This window comes from Desulfosporosinus metallidurans (assembly GCF_001936615.1).
Classification (GTDB): Bacteria; Bacillota; Desulfitobacteriia; order Desulfitobacteriales; family Desulfitobacteriaceae; genus Desulfosporosinus; species Desulfosporosinus metallidurans.
The window spans coordinates 54469-68679 of record NZ_MLBF01000013.1 but is presented as its reverse complement, the minus strand read 5'-3'; the positions used below and the strand labels follow the sequence as shown (position 1 = coordinate 68679).

General features: G+C 46.9%; 15 protein-coding genes. 11 read left to right on the top strand and 4 right to left on the bottom strand.

What is annotated here, in order from left to right; genetic code table 11:
* The first annotated feature begins 138 nt into the window (after positions 1-138).
* The 4 genes from lonB (at position 139) to DSOL_RS10650 (ending at position 5368) form a co-directional block, all read left to right on the top strand.
* The gene (gene lonB, locus DSOL_RS10665; RefSeq protein ID WP_075364843.1) at positions 139-1884 is read left to right on the top strand and encodes an ATP-dependent protease LonB; all 1746 of its coding nucleotides are present in this window, start codon (positions 139-141) and stop codon (positions 1882-1884) included.
* Positions 1885-1971: 87 nt separating this feature from the next.
* Positions 1972-4392 (top strand): endopeptidase La, encoded by a 2421-nt coding sequence (gene lon / locus DSOL_RS10660; protein WP_075364842.1) that lies wholly within the window; start codon positions 1972-1974, stop codon positions 4390-4392.
* 27 nt (positions 4393-4419) lie between these two features.
* Entirely contained in the window at positions 4420-5013 is a 594-nt protein-coding gene (gene yihA, locus DSOL_RS10655) for a ribosome biogenesis GTP-binding protein YihA/YsxC (protein WP_075364841.1), read from the top strand.
* Positions 5006-5368 carry a hypothetical protein gene (locus tag DSOL_RS10650; RefSeq protein WP_075364840.1) on the top strand — a complete coding sequence of 121 codons (363 nt, stop codon included), beginning with the start codon at positions 5006-5008 and terminating at the stop codon, positions 5366-5368. Before yihA ends, DSOL_RS10650 begins: the two co-directional genes overlap by 8 nt.
* Before the next feature lie 69 nt (positions 5369-5437).
* On the opposite strand, the gene DSOL_RS10645 is transcribed toward DSOL_RS10650, so the two are convergent.
* On the bottom strand, positions 5438-5980 hold the full coding sequence (locus DSOL_RS10645; protein ID WP_075364839.1) for a DoxX family membrane protein: 543 nt from the start codon (positions 5978-5980) through the stop codon (positions 5438-5440).
* Between the two features lie 234 nt (positions 5981-6214).
* On the opposite strand from DSOL_RS10645, the gene DSOL_RS10640 reads away from it, so the two are divergent.
* A complete protein-coding gene (locus tag DSOL_RS10640) occupies positions 6215-7213 on the top strand; it encodes a sodium:calcium antiporter (protein ID WP_075364838.1) in 999 nt (332 codons plus the stop codon).
* Here DSOL_RS10640 and DSOL_RS10635 read toward each other — a convergent pair.
* Positions 7179-8057 (bottom strand): DMT family transporter, encoded by an 879-nt coding sequence (locus DSOL_RS10635; protein WP_075364837.1) that lies wholly within the window; start codon positions 8055-8057, stop codon positions 7179-7181. The two genes, DSOL_RS10640 and DSOL_RS10635, sit on opposite strands and share 35 nt — an antisense overlap.
* 162 nt (positions 8058-8219) lie before the next feature.
* A complete protein-coding gene (locus DSOL_RS10630) occupies positions 8220-8966 on the bottom strand; it encodes a LysM peptidoglycan-binding domain-containing protein (protein ID WP_075364836.1) in 747 nt (248 codons plus the stop codon).
* Positions 8967-9157: 191 nt separating this feature from the next.
* Between DSOL_RS10630 and DSOL_RS10625 the strand changes: the two genes are divergently transcribed.
* Positions 9158-9913 carry a TIGR04086 family membrane protein gene (locus DSOL_RS10625; protein ID WP_075364835.1) on the top strand — a complete coding sequence of 252 codons (756 nt, stop codon included), beginning with the start codon at positions 9158-9160 and terminating at the stop codon, positions 9911-9913.
* A gap of 52 nt (positions 9914-9965) precedes the next feature.
* On the opposite strand, the gene DSOL_RS27235 is transcribed toward DSOL_RS10625, so the two are convergent.
* Positions 9966-10178 (bottom strand): hypothetical protein, encoded by a 213-nt coding sequence (locus DSOL_RS27235; protein ID WP_139314442.1) that lies wholly within the window; start codon positions 10176-10178, stop codon positions 9966-9968.
* A 308-nt stretch (positions 10179-10486) separates the two neighbouring features.
* On the opposite strand from DSOL_RS27235, the gene DSOL_RS10620 reads away from it, so the two are divergent.
* The 5 genes from DSOL_RS10620 to DSOL_RS10605 all read left to right on the top strand — a co-directional run bounded on the left by DSOL_RS10620 (position 10487) and on the right by DSOL_RS10605 (position 14199).
* Positions 10487-11674 (top strand): acetyl-CoA C-acetyltransferase, encoded by a 1188-nt coding sequence (locus tag DSOL_RS10620; RefSeq protein ID WP_207649623.1) that lies wholly within the window; start codon positions 10487-10489, stop codon positions 11672-11674.
* 85 nt (positions 11675-11759) lie between these two features.
* On the top strand, positions 11760-12899 hold the full coding sequence (locus DSOL_RS10615; protein WP_075364833.1) for an acyl-CoA dehydrogenase: 1140 nt from the start codon (positions 11760-11762) through the stop codon (positions 12897-12899).
* 6 nt (positions 12900-12905) lie between these two features.
* Positions 12906-13127, top strand: coding sequence for a hypothetical protein (locus DSOL_RS27230; RefSeq protein WP_139314441.1), 222 nt, complete (start codon positions 12906-12908; stop codon positions 13125-13127).
* A gap of 321 nt (positions 13128-13448) precedes the next feature.
* Positions 13449-13862, top strand: coding sequence for a nucleotidyltransferase family protein (locus DSOL_RS10610; protein ID WP_170871487.1), 414 nt, complete (start codon positions 13449-13451; stop codon positions 13860-13862).
* Complete coding sequence (locus tag DSOL_RS10605) at positions 13849-14199, top strand: HepT-like ribonuclease domain-containing protein (protein WP_075364832.1); 351 nt, start codon at positions 13849-13851, stop codon at positions 14197-14199. The genes DSOL_RS10610 and DSOL_RS10605 overlap by 14 nt, the downstream gene beginning before the upstream one ends.
* The last annotated feature ends 12 nt before the right edge of the window (positions 14200-14211 follow it).

The following is a 14211-nucleotide window of genomic DNA, read 5'->3' as shown; positions in this document are numbered from 1 at the left end:
TGCTATTCCGGTGTTTTTTATCCGTCGATCAAAAAATCAGAATGTCTTTAATGGGGTAATATTATCCGTCGATGTTTTAATTTTCACGTTGTGGCAATACTATCACAAGAGTGATAGCCACAGGGAGGAAATGAGTGCATGAATGGACTCAACGGAATAGTTATGGTCGTTCAGTTGGTTTTTGCTGTTGTCATTGGACTTTATTTTTGGGGGATGCTCAAGTCGCAACAGGGAAATAAAGTATCAGTTGAACGAGAGTCGAGGAAGGAACTTGAAAAGTTACAAAAAATGCGCAAGATTGCCTTAACTACCCCTTTGTCCGAAAGAACTCGCCCGGTTCATTTTGCTGAGATTATCGGGCAAAAAGAGGGAATTAAAGCCTTGCGAGCAGCTTTGTGCGGCCCTAACCCACAACATGTCTTGATTTATGGCAGTCCTGGTGTGGGCAAAACAGCGGCAGCCCGCTTAATCCTAGAAGAAGCGAAGATCAATCCTCTTTCTCCCTTTAAAGAGAACGCTCATTTTACGGAAATCGACGGAGCGACAGCGCGTTTTGATGAACGGGGGATTGCTGACCCACTGATTGGTTCGGTGCATGATCCAATTTACCAAGGAGCTGGAGCCATGGGGTTGGCAGGAATTCCGCAGCCCAAACAAGGGGCGGTCACCAAAGCGCATGGGGGAATTTTATTTATCGATGAAATTGGAGAACTCCACCCGATTCAAATCAACAAACTTTTAAAAGTCTTAGAGGATCGCAAAGTGATTCTCGAAAGTGCCTATTATAGCTCGGAAGATCCCAATATTCCACAACATATTCACGATATTTTTCAAAATGGTCTTCCAGCAGATTTTCGTCTTGTCGGGGCGACGACACGCAGTCCGGAACAAATCCCGCCGGCAATTCGTTCACGGTGTATGGAGGTCTATTTCCGAGGTTTGCTCCCAGATGAAATTTCGGAAATCGCGCGTGTGGCTGCGGCCAAGATGGAAATGCCGTTTACCCCAGCTGCGCTTGATGTCATCAAACAATTTGCCTCCAACGGCCGAGAAGCTGTCAATATGGTACAATTAGCGGCTGGTGTCGCTTTGACCGATCAGTTAGACGAGGTTGACGTAGGAATTATGGAATGGGTCGTGACAACGGGGCAATATGCGCCTCGACCGGATAGAAAGGTGCCGGCTGAAGCCAGTGTTGGAGTAGTCAACGGTCTTGCGGTTTACGGACCCAATATGGGAATGCTGCTAGAGTTGGAAGTGACCGCTCTTCCCGTTGATCCGGGCACAGGGGTACTCTTAGTAACAGGAATTGTCGAGGAAGAGGAACAAGGGAACGATGGCAAGAAAATCCGTCGCAAGAGCATGGCTCGTAGTTCAGTCGAAAATGTCCTGACTGTCTTGAGACGGCAAATGGGGATTGAACCTCGGAATTTTGATATTCACGTCAACTTTCCTGGTGGAGTTCCTCTTGATGGACCCTCTGCCGGAATTGCAATTGCGACAGCAACAATTTCTGCCATTCGTCAGCAAAAGGTCGATAACTATCTTGCCATGACAGGGGAGCTTTCCATCCGTGGACGGGTTAAACCTGTGGGTGGTGTTGCGGCCAAGATTGAAGCGGCCAAGCAGGCCGGGTGCAAGCGAGTTTTAATTCCTAAAGAAAACTGGCAGGAACGCTTTGTGGAATTAAACGGTGAGATTGAGATTATTCCGGTTGAAGAGCTTACTCAAGTTTTAGATCTAGCTATGGCTCCGGAAATTAAACTTGAGAAAGTTGAGCTGCGTCCTCCGCTTGAAGAGGTCTTAAGCCGCTTGGACTTTGCAGTCAACAAAGTAGTTACCAACGCCGTGGCGAATTTGCCTGAACGGGGCAAAACATGTTAGAATAGTTTAAGATATATCTGACACACTAGTTCTAGTGTGTCTTTTTTTACTTAGGATTTTTGATTTTTTCAATTGGGGGGATATTAATTGATCAAAGAACGTGAATTACCCTTACTCCCATTACGAGGGATCTTAGTTTTTCCCTATATGGTGATTCATCTGGATGTCGGTAGAGAACGTTCCATGGCTGCCATTGAAGAGGCCATGCTTAGTGATCGGATTATTCTTTTGACGTCACAGAGAGAAACGGAAATTGATTCACCCAACCCGAGCGATCTCTACACAACGGGTACAGTAGCTGAAATCAAGCAACTCCTTAAGCTTCCTGGAGGTACCATGCGTGTTCTAGTTGAAGGTATTTCGCGTGGCAGGGTACTCGAATTCTTGGAGGAAGAACCGTATTTCAAGGTGCGCATTGAGGAATTGCCCGAGGAAAAGATACCACTTACTCCGGAAATAGAAACCTTAATCCGGAGCATGACGCATCAATTTGAAGATTATGCTAAACTTGGAAAACGAGTTCCTTTAGAAACCTTAGGAACGGTATTGGCGGTGGAGGAACCAGGCCAATTGGCGGATATCGTGGCTTCTCACTTAAACCTTAAGGTACCCGATAAGCAAACTATTTTAGAAGCCATGGAAGTTAACCTGCGTTTGGAACGCTTAACAGAACTGATCATGCGCGAGATTGAGATTTTGGAATTGGAACGACGCATTGGTCAACGAGTGCGTAAACAGATGGATAAAGCTCAAAAGGAATACTATCTGCGTGAACAGATGAAGGCGATCCAGAAGGAACTTGGAGATAAGGATGAGCGACTGGTTGAGGCGGAGGAATACCGCGAGAAAGTTTCTAAAGCAAAATGTCCCAAAGAAGTGGAGCAAAAAGCACTTAAAGAAATTGAGCGTTTAGAAAAAATGCCTCCTTCCTCAGCAGAAGGCACCGTCGTGCGTACTTATCTCGACTGGCTTTTAGTCCTTCCTTGGACAAAATCGTCTAAGGACAAAATCGATTTAAAAAAGGCCGAAGATATCTTAAATGAGGATCACTATGGATTGGAAAAGATCAAGGAGCGGATTCTGGAATTTTTGGCCATCCGCAAGCTGACGCCTAAAATGAAAAGTCCGATTCTGTGCTTAGTAGGTCCCCCGGGAGTTGGCAAGACCTCTTTGGCTAAATCTATTTCCAGGGCCTTAGACCGCAAGTTCGTGCGCATGTCCTTGGGTGGGTTACGGGATGAGGCCGAAATTAGAGGACACCGCCGCACCTATATTGGGGCTTTGCCGGGACGGATTATTCAGGGAGTTCGAACTGCTGGAACACGTAATTCAGTCTTTCTCTTGGATGAGATTGATAAGATGACCTCGGATTTTCGTGGGGACCCGGCTTCAGCTCTCTTAGAAGTCCTGGATCCAGAGCAAAATAGTACCTTTACGGATCATTATTTGGAAGTTCCCTTTGACTTATCTCAAACACTTTTTGTGTTGACGGCTAATACATTGCACACGATACCCCGTCCACTTTTAGATCGGATGGAGGTTATTACCCTCAGTGGGTATACAGAAGATGAAAAAGTCAATATTGCTAAGCGCTACCTCGTGCCTAAGCAGATGGAGGCACATGGGCTTAAGAAAGAAGTTTTAACTCTAGATGATGAGGTTTTGCTCAAACTGGTTCAGGGGTATACGCGAGAATCAGGAGTGCGGACACTCGAACGGCAGGTGGCCAATCTCTGCCGAAAAATAGCTGTACGTTGGGTTAAAAAGGAATGGGAACCCCATACCTTGACCGTGGAAGATTTAGAGTCCGCCTTGGGCGCACCACGCTATCATTTCCAAGTCGCGGCGAAGGCACCTGAAATCGGGGCAGTAACGGGACTGGCCTATACCGAAGTCGGAGGGGTCGTTTTAACCGTGGAAGTAACCCCGTTGCCAGGGAAAGGAAGGTTGACGTTAACTGGTCAATTGGGGGATGTCATGAAGGAATCAGCGCAAGCGGCTTGGACCTTTGTCCGGGCGCACGCTGTTCAACTAGGAATTGAAGAAGATTTTTATGATAGAACTGACCTCCACATTCACGTCCCAGAAGGTGCTACTCCCAAAGATGGCCCTTCAGCTGGAGTCACGATGGCCACGGCAATGGCCTCAGCCATAGCCCAGCGCTCGGTTCGTTCGGATCTCGCCATGACGGGTGAAATAACCCTGCGTGGGAATGTCTTGCCGATCGGAGGGGTCAAGGAGAAAGTATTGGCGGCCCATCGAGCAGGGATAAAAGTCGTCTTGCTCCCGGAAGAAAACCGCAAGGATCTTGAAGATGTTCCAGAGAACGTGCGCAAAATCATGGAATTTCACTTTGTGAGCCGGATTGAAGAAGTCTTGAACCTGGCCCTCTTGCCACTCGCCCATTCGGATGAAGTTCCTGGAGATGTTGCGGCGCATGCCGTTTATGGACAAAAGGGAATTCCAGTTGAGGAAACAAGGCCGGAGGAACGACCAGTGGTGTCTTAGGAAAATTATAAAAAGGTGGCTAAAACCTTGATAGTAATTCGGAAGGCTGAATATGTCGCCTCCGCAGTTAAATACGAACAGTACCCTACTGGAGGATTGCCAGAGATTGCGATGGCAGGGCGGTCAAATGTGGGTAAATCATCGTTGATTAACAAATTCTTGGGTCGACGTAACCTTGCGCGGACAGGGAATACACCGGGTAAAACACAGACTCTGAATTTTTACGGTGTCAATGATGCTTGGTTCCTTGTTGATTTGCCGGGCTATGGCTACGCTAAGGTCGCTAAGACGGTTAATGCTCAATGGGGTCCCATGATGGAGAACTATCTTAAGAAGCGAGAGTCGTTGCGTGCGGTGATTCAAATCGTGGATATCCGTCATGCTCCGAGTGTTGAAGATATTGAAATGCAGCAGTGGCTACGCGAAATGCAGGTACCTACTATGGTCGTGGCCACAAAAGTCGACAAAATTGCTCGTGGCCAGTGGCCTAAACACTTGAAGGTTATCGCTAAGTCGTTAGACATTCCAGATGTGTCCTTGATCCTTCCTTTTTCAGCTGAAACAGGGGTCGGTGGAAAAGAGCTAAATGAAGCGATCGAGGAGATACTGGGACTTGTGTGACACAGCGCTCGGTGTTACGACGCAGAGCAAACTAACCGTTCAAGCTCCTACTATGGGGAGCGGGGTCCCCGCATTTGGGGTCGGTCGATTTAACGGAAGTTTGCTAATCTGCTTACGTAAATACGTCGCGCTCGTGTCACACTGCGTCCCGGGCTCGGGTCGGGGGACGGAAGCGAAGGGACGGTTCTCTTGCTTCCTTGGCTTGGGTCGGAGAATGGAGAACGGGGAGATGGACCGTTTGGGGTGGACGGCACATTTCATGTGCATCGTCTGCATACAAGAGTCGGGGACGGTTCGTGCGCTTGGATGCAAGTCGGGGACGGTTCTTGACTTGCATAGATATAGACATGATTAAGGCCCAACAGCCAAGTTACTTGGTTGTTGGGCCTTTTTGCGCTTAAAACCTTCGATCGATCCTTTTACATTATTGTTCTATCGGGAAAGGAGTACGAAGCCATCCTTTGCCTAAGCGAGGACATTTAGCAATAAGTTTTTTCATAAAGAAGCGGTCTAGACCGATTTCATAGGAGGCTGCACCCATTGCGATGAGTATCAGAAATCCGATGGCCATCTGGGGATTGGTAGAAACAGTACCTGTGAGTAAAAAGGTGAAGTTCATTGCCAGTGCAAAAAATGAGGCTAGCGTTGTGAAGCAACCTAAAATGAGACCCAGTCCAATGAGGACTTCTCCGCTTTTAACCACAACGGAAAAGATTCCTGCGTTAGGAAGAAAGACATGGCTGATTAACCAACCCCAGGTATCAGTGACATTGGCATGAGCGGCTGCTGCAGCACCTTTACTGGCGAGTAAAGCATCATGCGTTTGCGCTAGACCACCCTTTAAGAATCCGCTTACCGCTTTGGCGTCGAATCCGCTCTTCCATTTTCCGATACCAGCCGTTAAAAAGTCGTACCCGAAATAGAGACGAAGTAGCAGGGCAATAATTGCCTTGATTGGATGTTTCATAAATAATTCCTCCTCTTTGTGAAAATTTTATCAAAATATAGTTCGTTATGTCAAGTCTAAATTAAATCTTGTCGAATTACTGTGCTTCTAGACATTGCTTTAGTGTGATAAAAGTCACACCCTAAATGCAAGTAGGGGACGGTTCCTGACTTGCACCCCTAGTTCCTATACATAAAAAAACCCACCCTCGTATAGTTATAGAGTGAGATATGCAGCAAGAAGGGAGAGTAATATTTGAAAGATATAGGGTTGTTATTGATCAGTTTAGGGGTCATTTTGCTGGGGGCTGAAGCGTTTACCAACGGGATTGAGTGGTTGGGACAGAAGCTAAAGCTTGGTGCCGGAGCCGTTGGGAGTATTCTGGCGGCAGTCGGGACGGCATTGCCCGAGACTATGGTTCCGATTATGGCCTTTTTGGATCAGGGTAAAGGAACAGAAGGATCAGATATTGGCATTGGTGCGATACTTGGGGCGCCCTTCATGTTAGCGACACTTGCTTTCTTTATTACAGGGCTTGCAGTGCTCTTGTTTCGCCGCAAGAATAACCCTCTTCTTTTGGATGCTAAAGTCGTAAAACATGATTTGGAATTCTTTCTTATTGTTTATTCAATGGCCATTCTGGCCTCCTTTTTACCGACTCAAGTGCTTAAGAACGGAGCGGCTTGGGCCTTGGTTGCCGCCTACGGGGTTTACGTCGTCCAAACACTGCGTGCCGGCAAGGATGAATGTGAATCTGAAAAGTTAGCTCCTCTCTATGTGGCACGACGATCCCATAATCCGAGGTTGTTCATGATTTTACTGCAAATTTCATTGGCTTTGGTAGCCATTGTGATTGGGGCGAGTGGCTTTGTCAACGCCGTAGAACCCATCGCCTTGTCTGCTGGGATTCCCGTCTTTGTGCTCGCTCTAATTATTACACCGATCGCGACGGAGTTACCGGAGAAGTTTAACAGTGTTCTTTGGGTCCGTCGTAGAAAGGACACCTTAGCTTTAGGAAATTTGACCGGAGCCATGGTGTTTCAGAGTTCGGTGATTCCGGCAATTGGGATTGTGATCACGCCTTGGAAATTAGATTCCTTGGCACTGTGGAGTGCGTTTCTTGCTTTGGGTGCTGCAATGGTTCCGTACATTTCTCTCCGCCGCAAAGGAGTTATCTTTCCGTCCAGTCTCCTGCTCGGAGGAGTCTTTTACCTCCTGTTTATGCTGACAGTTTTTCGCTTTCCGAGCCCGTGAACTCGGCAATGAGCATGCCCCCTAAAACCAACCCAGCTCCCAAAAATCCTTTAAGTGTTAAGAGTTCACCTGCAAGGAAGAAGGCTGCGACAGCGGAAAATACGGGTTCCATGGAAAAAATGAGGGCGGTATGGGTTGGAGTTGTGAATTGTTGCATTTTAGTTTGGACAAAGAAAGCGAGTGAGGTTGCAGGAACGGCGGTGATTAATAAACCCAGCCAAGCATTTGTGCTAAAGTGCATAGGAGGCTGAGGCAAGAGCAGCGAGAAAGCAGCGCTCAGAACGCTCACTGTAAGGATTTGTACACTGGCTAAAACTGTGGCATTCGTCTGAGGGGCATAACGTCCGACTAAGAAAATATGTAAGGCAAAGCTAAAGGCGCAAGCAAGAACCATAAGGTCACCCTTGTTGAGCTGAAAACCATCTCCAAGAGAAAGGAAAGCAAGGCCTACTAGAGCACTTAGAATTCCGAGGATTAGGTTGGGGCGTGGGAGTGTCCGTGTTGTTAAAGTGACTAAAGCTGGAACAATGACGACGGAGAGTCCGGTTATAAAACCAGCGTTGGAGGCAGTCGTATATTGCAGGCCGATTGTTTGCCAAGCATACCCAGAGAAAAGAAAGACCCCCAAAGCTGCTCCTTTGAGTAAAGTTCCTTTGGAGATATGCGCCTTCTGGAACCAGAGAAACGGTAAGAGACTAATAAATGCGAGGGCAAAGCGTATCGCCAGAAATGGAAACGGGGGAAGGTCTTCAATTGCCCACTTGACAATCACAAAGGTGGAGCCCCAAACTAAGGTCACCAGTAGTAACGAAAAATCAGCCCAAAGACTTTTAGTTTGATTCAATTTGTTTACTCCTCTTACTTAAATATTAAGGAAAGGTCGTTGCATGAACACGCAACGGCCTTTCTAATTGATCAGATGGTTGTGGCATTGTTGGCTACGCAGTTTCTAGTATAACGGAACAAATGTCTACTGAAAAGAGAAATTTTGGAAAAGTGGCAGTTGTTAACCTTTTCCTCCCTCATGGGGTCCTTGAAACTCTGGTGGAATTTCCGTACCTTCTGTTGGGGTATAAATTGGCGGTGGGGAGCAGGGCGGGGGAGGATATGGTGCGGCTTCGCAGCAAAATTGCTGCTTCGCTTGACAGAAGAGATGATAGTGACGTTCTTCGTCTGCCGCCAATTCGGTCAGGATGCATTGAATATCAGGAATGGGTATTTTTTGGGCGAGTTCAAGATAGTATCGATGGGCTTTGGCCTCGTCTTCGATATTGGCGTCAAGAAGTGCGCAAAGTTCGCTGGTATAGTTGATAAAACTGGAACGCCAATCGACCCAATGTCCATTACTTAATGATCCGTACCTGGGGTCTACACCTAGGTGGCGTAAGGCTAGGGCTAATTTTTCAAGATGGTGCATTTCGTCATAAGCAATGGGTCTTAATAGAGCATCGAATTCCGGACGGTCTAGAAGCACGGCTTGATAGAGGTAGGTTGTAATGGCAGTTAATTCCGAATCCTTACCTGCATAAGCCTCGTAAAGCCAGAGGGCATATGTAAAGTTTGGTTCGGGAATTTCCTCGCAAGTAGGTTCATGGGTTTCCAGGACGGGGAGTAGAAGAACTTGACCGGCATAAATGCGATCGGGATGTTTCAGATGATTGATTTGAATGATTTCTGCCATGTTAACGTTGTAGGCTTTGGCGATTTTGAAAATTGTATCGCCCGGTTGCACAACATATCGTGCATAATTCATTAGGACTCCTCCTTTTCGTGCGGGATAGTACACTATATTCTCGAACAACGAAACATGGTAATGGATAATAGTGGGTTGAGGGCGGAATGTTTGGACAGGTTCGACGTATTTATAGATAGAGGGATAAACAATGAGGTTTAAACTTTGGGGAAATTGAAGAAATAATAATTTTGAAGAAAGGGGAGTTAGGAATGGGGCCATTCGTCTTAAAGGGAATCACCACGGCCTTATTGGTTACGGTCTTGACCCTTTTTGCAGGCATAGTATGGGGTGCCATGGGCTTGGGGGGCTTGAGTGTTTCTAGGTTGTTAGATATCGGACTTTTGGCAAGTTGCCTAATAGGTGGGTACCGCACGGCCAAAGAAAGTGGAGTGTGGCTGCTGGGTGGGGCAACCGGAGCTGGCTATGTTACTGTGGGAACGCTCTTACTAGCTTTATTTTTACCGATTCGAGGACTAGGATTTGTCCAAATTTTAGCTGAAGGGGTGATCATCGGTTTAGTAGCAGGAGCTGTAGGGGCTGGAGGTACGAAAGGGGTAGTATCGGGCACACGGCGGGGAAGACGGAGTAATGCGCATTATACCCCTGCTTATGGAGGGTATGGCTCTGATACTGATGATCAGGATGGTAAGTTCGAATGGGATACGGAGGAGAAACTTCAGGTAGTGGAAAATGAGCCAATATCGAATTGGATTGACAGCGCGGAGGACGAGCGTCAAGAAACTCGAGGTGTTAAGCGGAATTTGGAAGAGAGTCAGGAGGTTGAGTGGTCTTGGGATAGGGAGGATAATAAGAACTTGCTATCTTCTGGAACGGGATTTTCAGAACCGCCTAGAATTAGAGAGCCAGACCCGGTTTGGGCCGATGTGTATGGGGGGAACCGAGCGAGTGCGAATAATTTAAGTGAGGGCAAAGTGGGGGGGAGGAAGCCCTGGTGGGAAGAATAGGGAACTTCGCAATACAACGCTCACCTCATGATGTCGTGGGCCAAACTAGGGCTCAAGCGGTCTGATGAAAGAGGGCGGGGTACCCGGCAAATCGGACATCCGTGTCCGGTTGCCGGCGGAACACGTCCTGTGTTCCGCCCCGCTGATGCAAGCACCGTTTGAGCCGAGTTTGGCGGGCCACTCGATCAAAGAGGATTCGCTTTTGTAAGGCGAAGTTCTGGTCTGGGGATATGGGAACGTAGGTGGTTAGGGGGCGAGGGAACACTTTGTGTTCCGCCTCGTTATGCAAGCACGGACCGAGTCAAGTTCGATTACTGCTCGATCAAAGAGGATCCGCTTTTGTAAGGCGAAGTTCTGGTCTGGGGACATGGGAACGTAGGTGGTTAGGGGGCGAGGGAACACTTTGTGTTCCGCCTCGTTAATGCAAGCACGGATCGAGTAAGATAATATTGTTTATGGAATAGTTTGAACATTATGAATTAAGGGAAGGATTTTGCGCTCAGGGCTAGAATATTAAAAGAGGGAAAGAGGGAAACACCAGAGATATTGAATTCAAGAGGAGGAGAAATGAAATTGTCTAGAGCAGTTATTGTGAGTGCCGCACGGACCCCTTTCGGCACGATGGGTGGAAGTCTCAAAGAGATTCCCGCTGTTGATCTTGGTGCACATGTGATTCGGGAAGCTCTTAAACGTGCAGATCTTCCCGGTGACGTTGTCGATAATGTTCTTATGGGGATGGTTATCCAGGGTGGAGCAGGACAGATCCCCTCGCGTCAAGCGAGTATCAAAGCCGGACTCCCAGTGGAAGTAACCTCTGAGACCATCAATAAAGTATGTGCTTCGGGAATGCGTGCTGTGACCATAGGAGAAACCATTATCCGTGCTGGGGATGCGGACGTTATTATTGCCGGTGGAATGGAGAGCATGTCTAATGCTCCATTTGCTTTGAAAAAGGCTCGATTTGGTTATCGCATGGGAAATGACAGTATTCTGGACTTGATGGTAAATGATGGACTGTGGTGTGCTTTTCACAATGTTCACATGGCCGTTCATGGTTCTACTGTGGCCAAGGAATATGGAATTTCGCGTGAGGATCAGGATGCCTTCTCGCTTCGTTCCCAACAATTAGCTTCTAAAGCGATTGATGAGGGTAAGTTTGTAGATGAGATCGCTCCGGTTGAAATCCCACAAAGAAAAGGAGAATCTCTTTGGTTTTCAGTGGATGAAGGTCCTCGACGGGAAACCACTCTTGCCAAGCTTGCATCTTTACCTCCTATTTTCGTAAAAGACGGGACAGTCACGGCCGGAAACGCACCGGGCGTGAATGATGGCGCTGGTGCTATGGTTCTGATGAGTGAAGAAAAGGCCCGCGAAATGGGTAAAAAGCCTTTGGCGACAATACTAGGGCATGCCAGCGTGGCACAAGAAGCGGCCTATATTGCCACAACGCCTGGACTGGCCATAAATAAACTCCTTAAACAAAAAGGAATGACAATTCAGGATATAAATTTAATTGAAGCCAATGAAGCGTTCGCGGCTGTTGCTTTGACGAGCCAAAAGATCGCAAAATGGGATCCGGCAAGAGTCAATGTTAATGGTGGGGCTATTGCGTTAGGGCATCCTATTGGTGCGAGTGGTGCAAGGGTTATTATGACCTTGATTTATGAGTTGCGTCGGCGAGGTGGCGGCATAGGGATTGCAGCGATCTGCAGCGGAGCAGCCCAGGGTGATGCGATCATGCTTGAGGTGTATGGCGATTAAGGCATGGAACGTGGCGTAAAAGTAAATAGGAAAGAGTGGAGCAGTAGAGAGGTTTCAAAGTAGAGAAAAGAAGGGGTGGAGTGAAATGGACTTTCAGTTTAACCATGACCAATTAATGATGCAAAAGATGGTTAGGGATTTTGTCCAAGAAGAAATCGTTCCGCAAGCAGTGATTACGGATGAGACGCACGAGTTTCCTTTGAAAACTATCCGTAAGATGGGTGAACTCGGCTTGATGGGGATTCCTATCCCAGAGGAATACGGTGGCGCTGGCGCGGACTTTTTGTCCTATATCTTGGCTATTGAAGAAATTGCCAAAGGATGTGGTTCAACAGCCGTTATTCTAGCAGTCCATACATCTGTGGGAAGCTTCCCAATTCTCTATTTCGGGACAGAAGAGCAAAAGCAGAAATATTTACCCAAGCTCGCTAGTGGACAATTCATTGGAGCGTTTGCTTTGACAGAGGCTAACTCTGGTTCAGATGCGTCCAGCCTGCAAACGACTGCAGTGCGTCAAGGGGATCACTACATCCTAAATGGCTCAAAGCGCTTTATCACGAACGCTGGTTATGCAGACGTTTATTTGGTTATGGCATCCACGGATCGCACTAAAGGGCCACATGGAGTCACTTCTTTCTTGGTGGATAAGGATACACCAGGGTTTAAAGTTGGGAAAAAGGAAGAAAAAATGGGGCTAAACGGCTCCGCAACGTGTGAACTGATTTTTGAAGATGCAATGGTCCCAGTAGAAAACATTTTGGGAGAGGAAGGGCAAGGTTTCAAAGTGGCTATGTCTCTTCTAGACGGCGGTCGGATCGGAATTGGTGCCCAAGCCTTGGGGATCGCTGAGGCTGCGCTGGAGGCAGCACTGGCCTACTCTCAGGAACGGGTACAGTTTAAACAACCCATCGGAAACTTCCAAGGGATCCAGTTCATGCTTGCAGATATGGCAACTCAGATAGAAGCAGCAAAACTCTTGGTTTATCAGGCAGCTTCACTCAGAATGGCTGGACTTCCGTATGGTAAACAGGCCTCAATGGCCAAGATGTTTGCGAGCGATACTGCCGTTAGAGTGACGACGGATGCAGTGCAAATCTTCGGTGGATATGGTTATTGCAAGGAGTACAAGGTTGAACGCTATATGCGAGATGCGAAGATTACTCAGATTTACGAGGGAACAAATCAAATTCAAAGGGTGGTCATAGCGAAACATCTGCGGAAGTAGGGAACTTTGCGTTACAACGCTCACTTGTTGCTCTCGCAGATCAAACTAAGACTTAAGAGCTTGCTGGTGAGAGGGCGGGGTTCCCGGCAAATCGGACATCCGACGACCATGACTCGAACAGGACGTTCGAGATTAGACGCCGCCATGGATGGCAGGGTGTCGGATGGTCTAGTGTTACCGGAGCCAAGGATGGCGAGAGGGGACCTTGTACACTGCCCCGCCGTATGAAAGCGCTCTTAAGTCAAGTTTGATTACTGCTCTATCAAAGAAGATTCGCTTTTGTAAGCGCGAAGTTCCGGGCCGGGAACTTGGTAGGACGTAGTTTAGGGGGCGAGGGAACACTCCGTGTTCCGACCCGCTTATGCTAGAACCGCTTTTATTGAGTTTGGTGCTCCTGAAAGGTGCATTGGCATTGCACAAACTTTGAGGTATACTAAAAAAGAAGTCAGGGAATCATTGAGGATTCTGAATCCAATGATAATATAAGCAGAGAAAAAATTACGCGAAATTCCTTATCAGATTAATATAGATGGCTGAGGTGAGTTGTCGTTGAGCATAGAAACAAAAATTCTATTTCGTCTAAATAATTTGGACGATGAAAGTAAACTTAAGGTATTACAATTAGTTGACTTAATCTTGGAGGAAAAGGGGTTACCCCAAGTAAGAGACGTGTTGGACATCGAAGACATAAAGCGGGCAGTGATTCCATATTGCACTAAATACCCTATTAAACAAATCAGACTTTTTGGTTCGTACGCTCGCGGCGGGGCTGACGAGGATAGCGATATTGATCTGATTATTGAATTTGAGGGTAAAGTAAGTTTGATGAAAGTTCTTGGCCTAAAGACTAGACTCGAAGCGGATTTACGGAAAAAAGTTGATTTAGTAGAACCTGATAATATTGATGCTGATCTTGTTATTGAGATAGCAAAGGATGCGGTGATTCTGTATGAGACGCAATAGAGACGGCAAATTACTAGAACTGATTTTTGAGGAAATAACCGACATTGAGTGTTTTACGGTAGGCATTACTGAAAACAAGTTCATGTTGAACAAAGAAAAGCAAAAAGCAGTTTGTTTATCCTTTCAGAATATTGGTGAATACGCCAAAAATATCTCTAAAGGTTTAAAAGAACTCCATGATGAAGTAGAATGGGCAGAAATATATGGTTTTAGGAATATTGTTGCCCACGAGTATTCAAAGGTTAAAATGAGTCAAGTCTGGCAAATGATAGAAGAAGATTTGCCGCATTTGAAGAGAAATTTGGAGAAAATCCTTAGAAATCTCCAGAACTCATGAGCCTTAAAACGG

Excerpts from the sequence above, each read along its gene's own strand:
- DSOL_RS10630 (WP_075364836.1), bottom strand. The coding sequence starts at position 8,966 with ATGAATTATGCACGATATGTTGTGCAACCGGGCGATACAATTTTCAAA.
- DSOL_RS10625 (WP_075364835.1), top strand. The coding sequence starts at position 9,158 with ATGGGGCCATTCGTCTTAAAGGGAATCACCACGGCCTTATTGGTTACG.
- DSOL_RS10645 (WP_075364839.1), bottom strand. The coding sequence starts at position 5,980 with ATGAAACATCCAATCAAGGCAATTATTGCCCTGCTACTTCGTCTCTAT.
- DSOL_RS10615 (WP_075364833.1), top strand. The coding sequence starts at position 11,760 with ATGGACTTTCAGTTTAACCATGACCAATTAATGATGCAAAAGATGGTT.
- DSOL_RS10605 (WP_075364832.1), top strand. The coding sequence starts at position 13,849 with ATGAGACGCAATAGAGACGGCAAATTACTAGAACTGATTTTTGAGGAA.
- lonB (WP_075364843.1), top strand. The coding sequence starts at position 139 with ATGAATGGACTCAACGGAATAGTTATGGTCGTTCAGTTGGTTTTTGCT.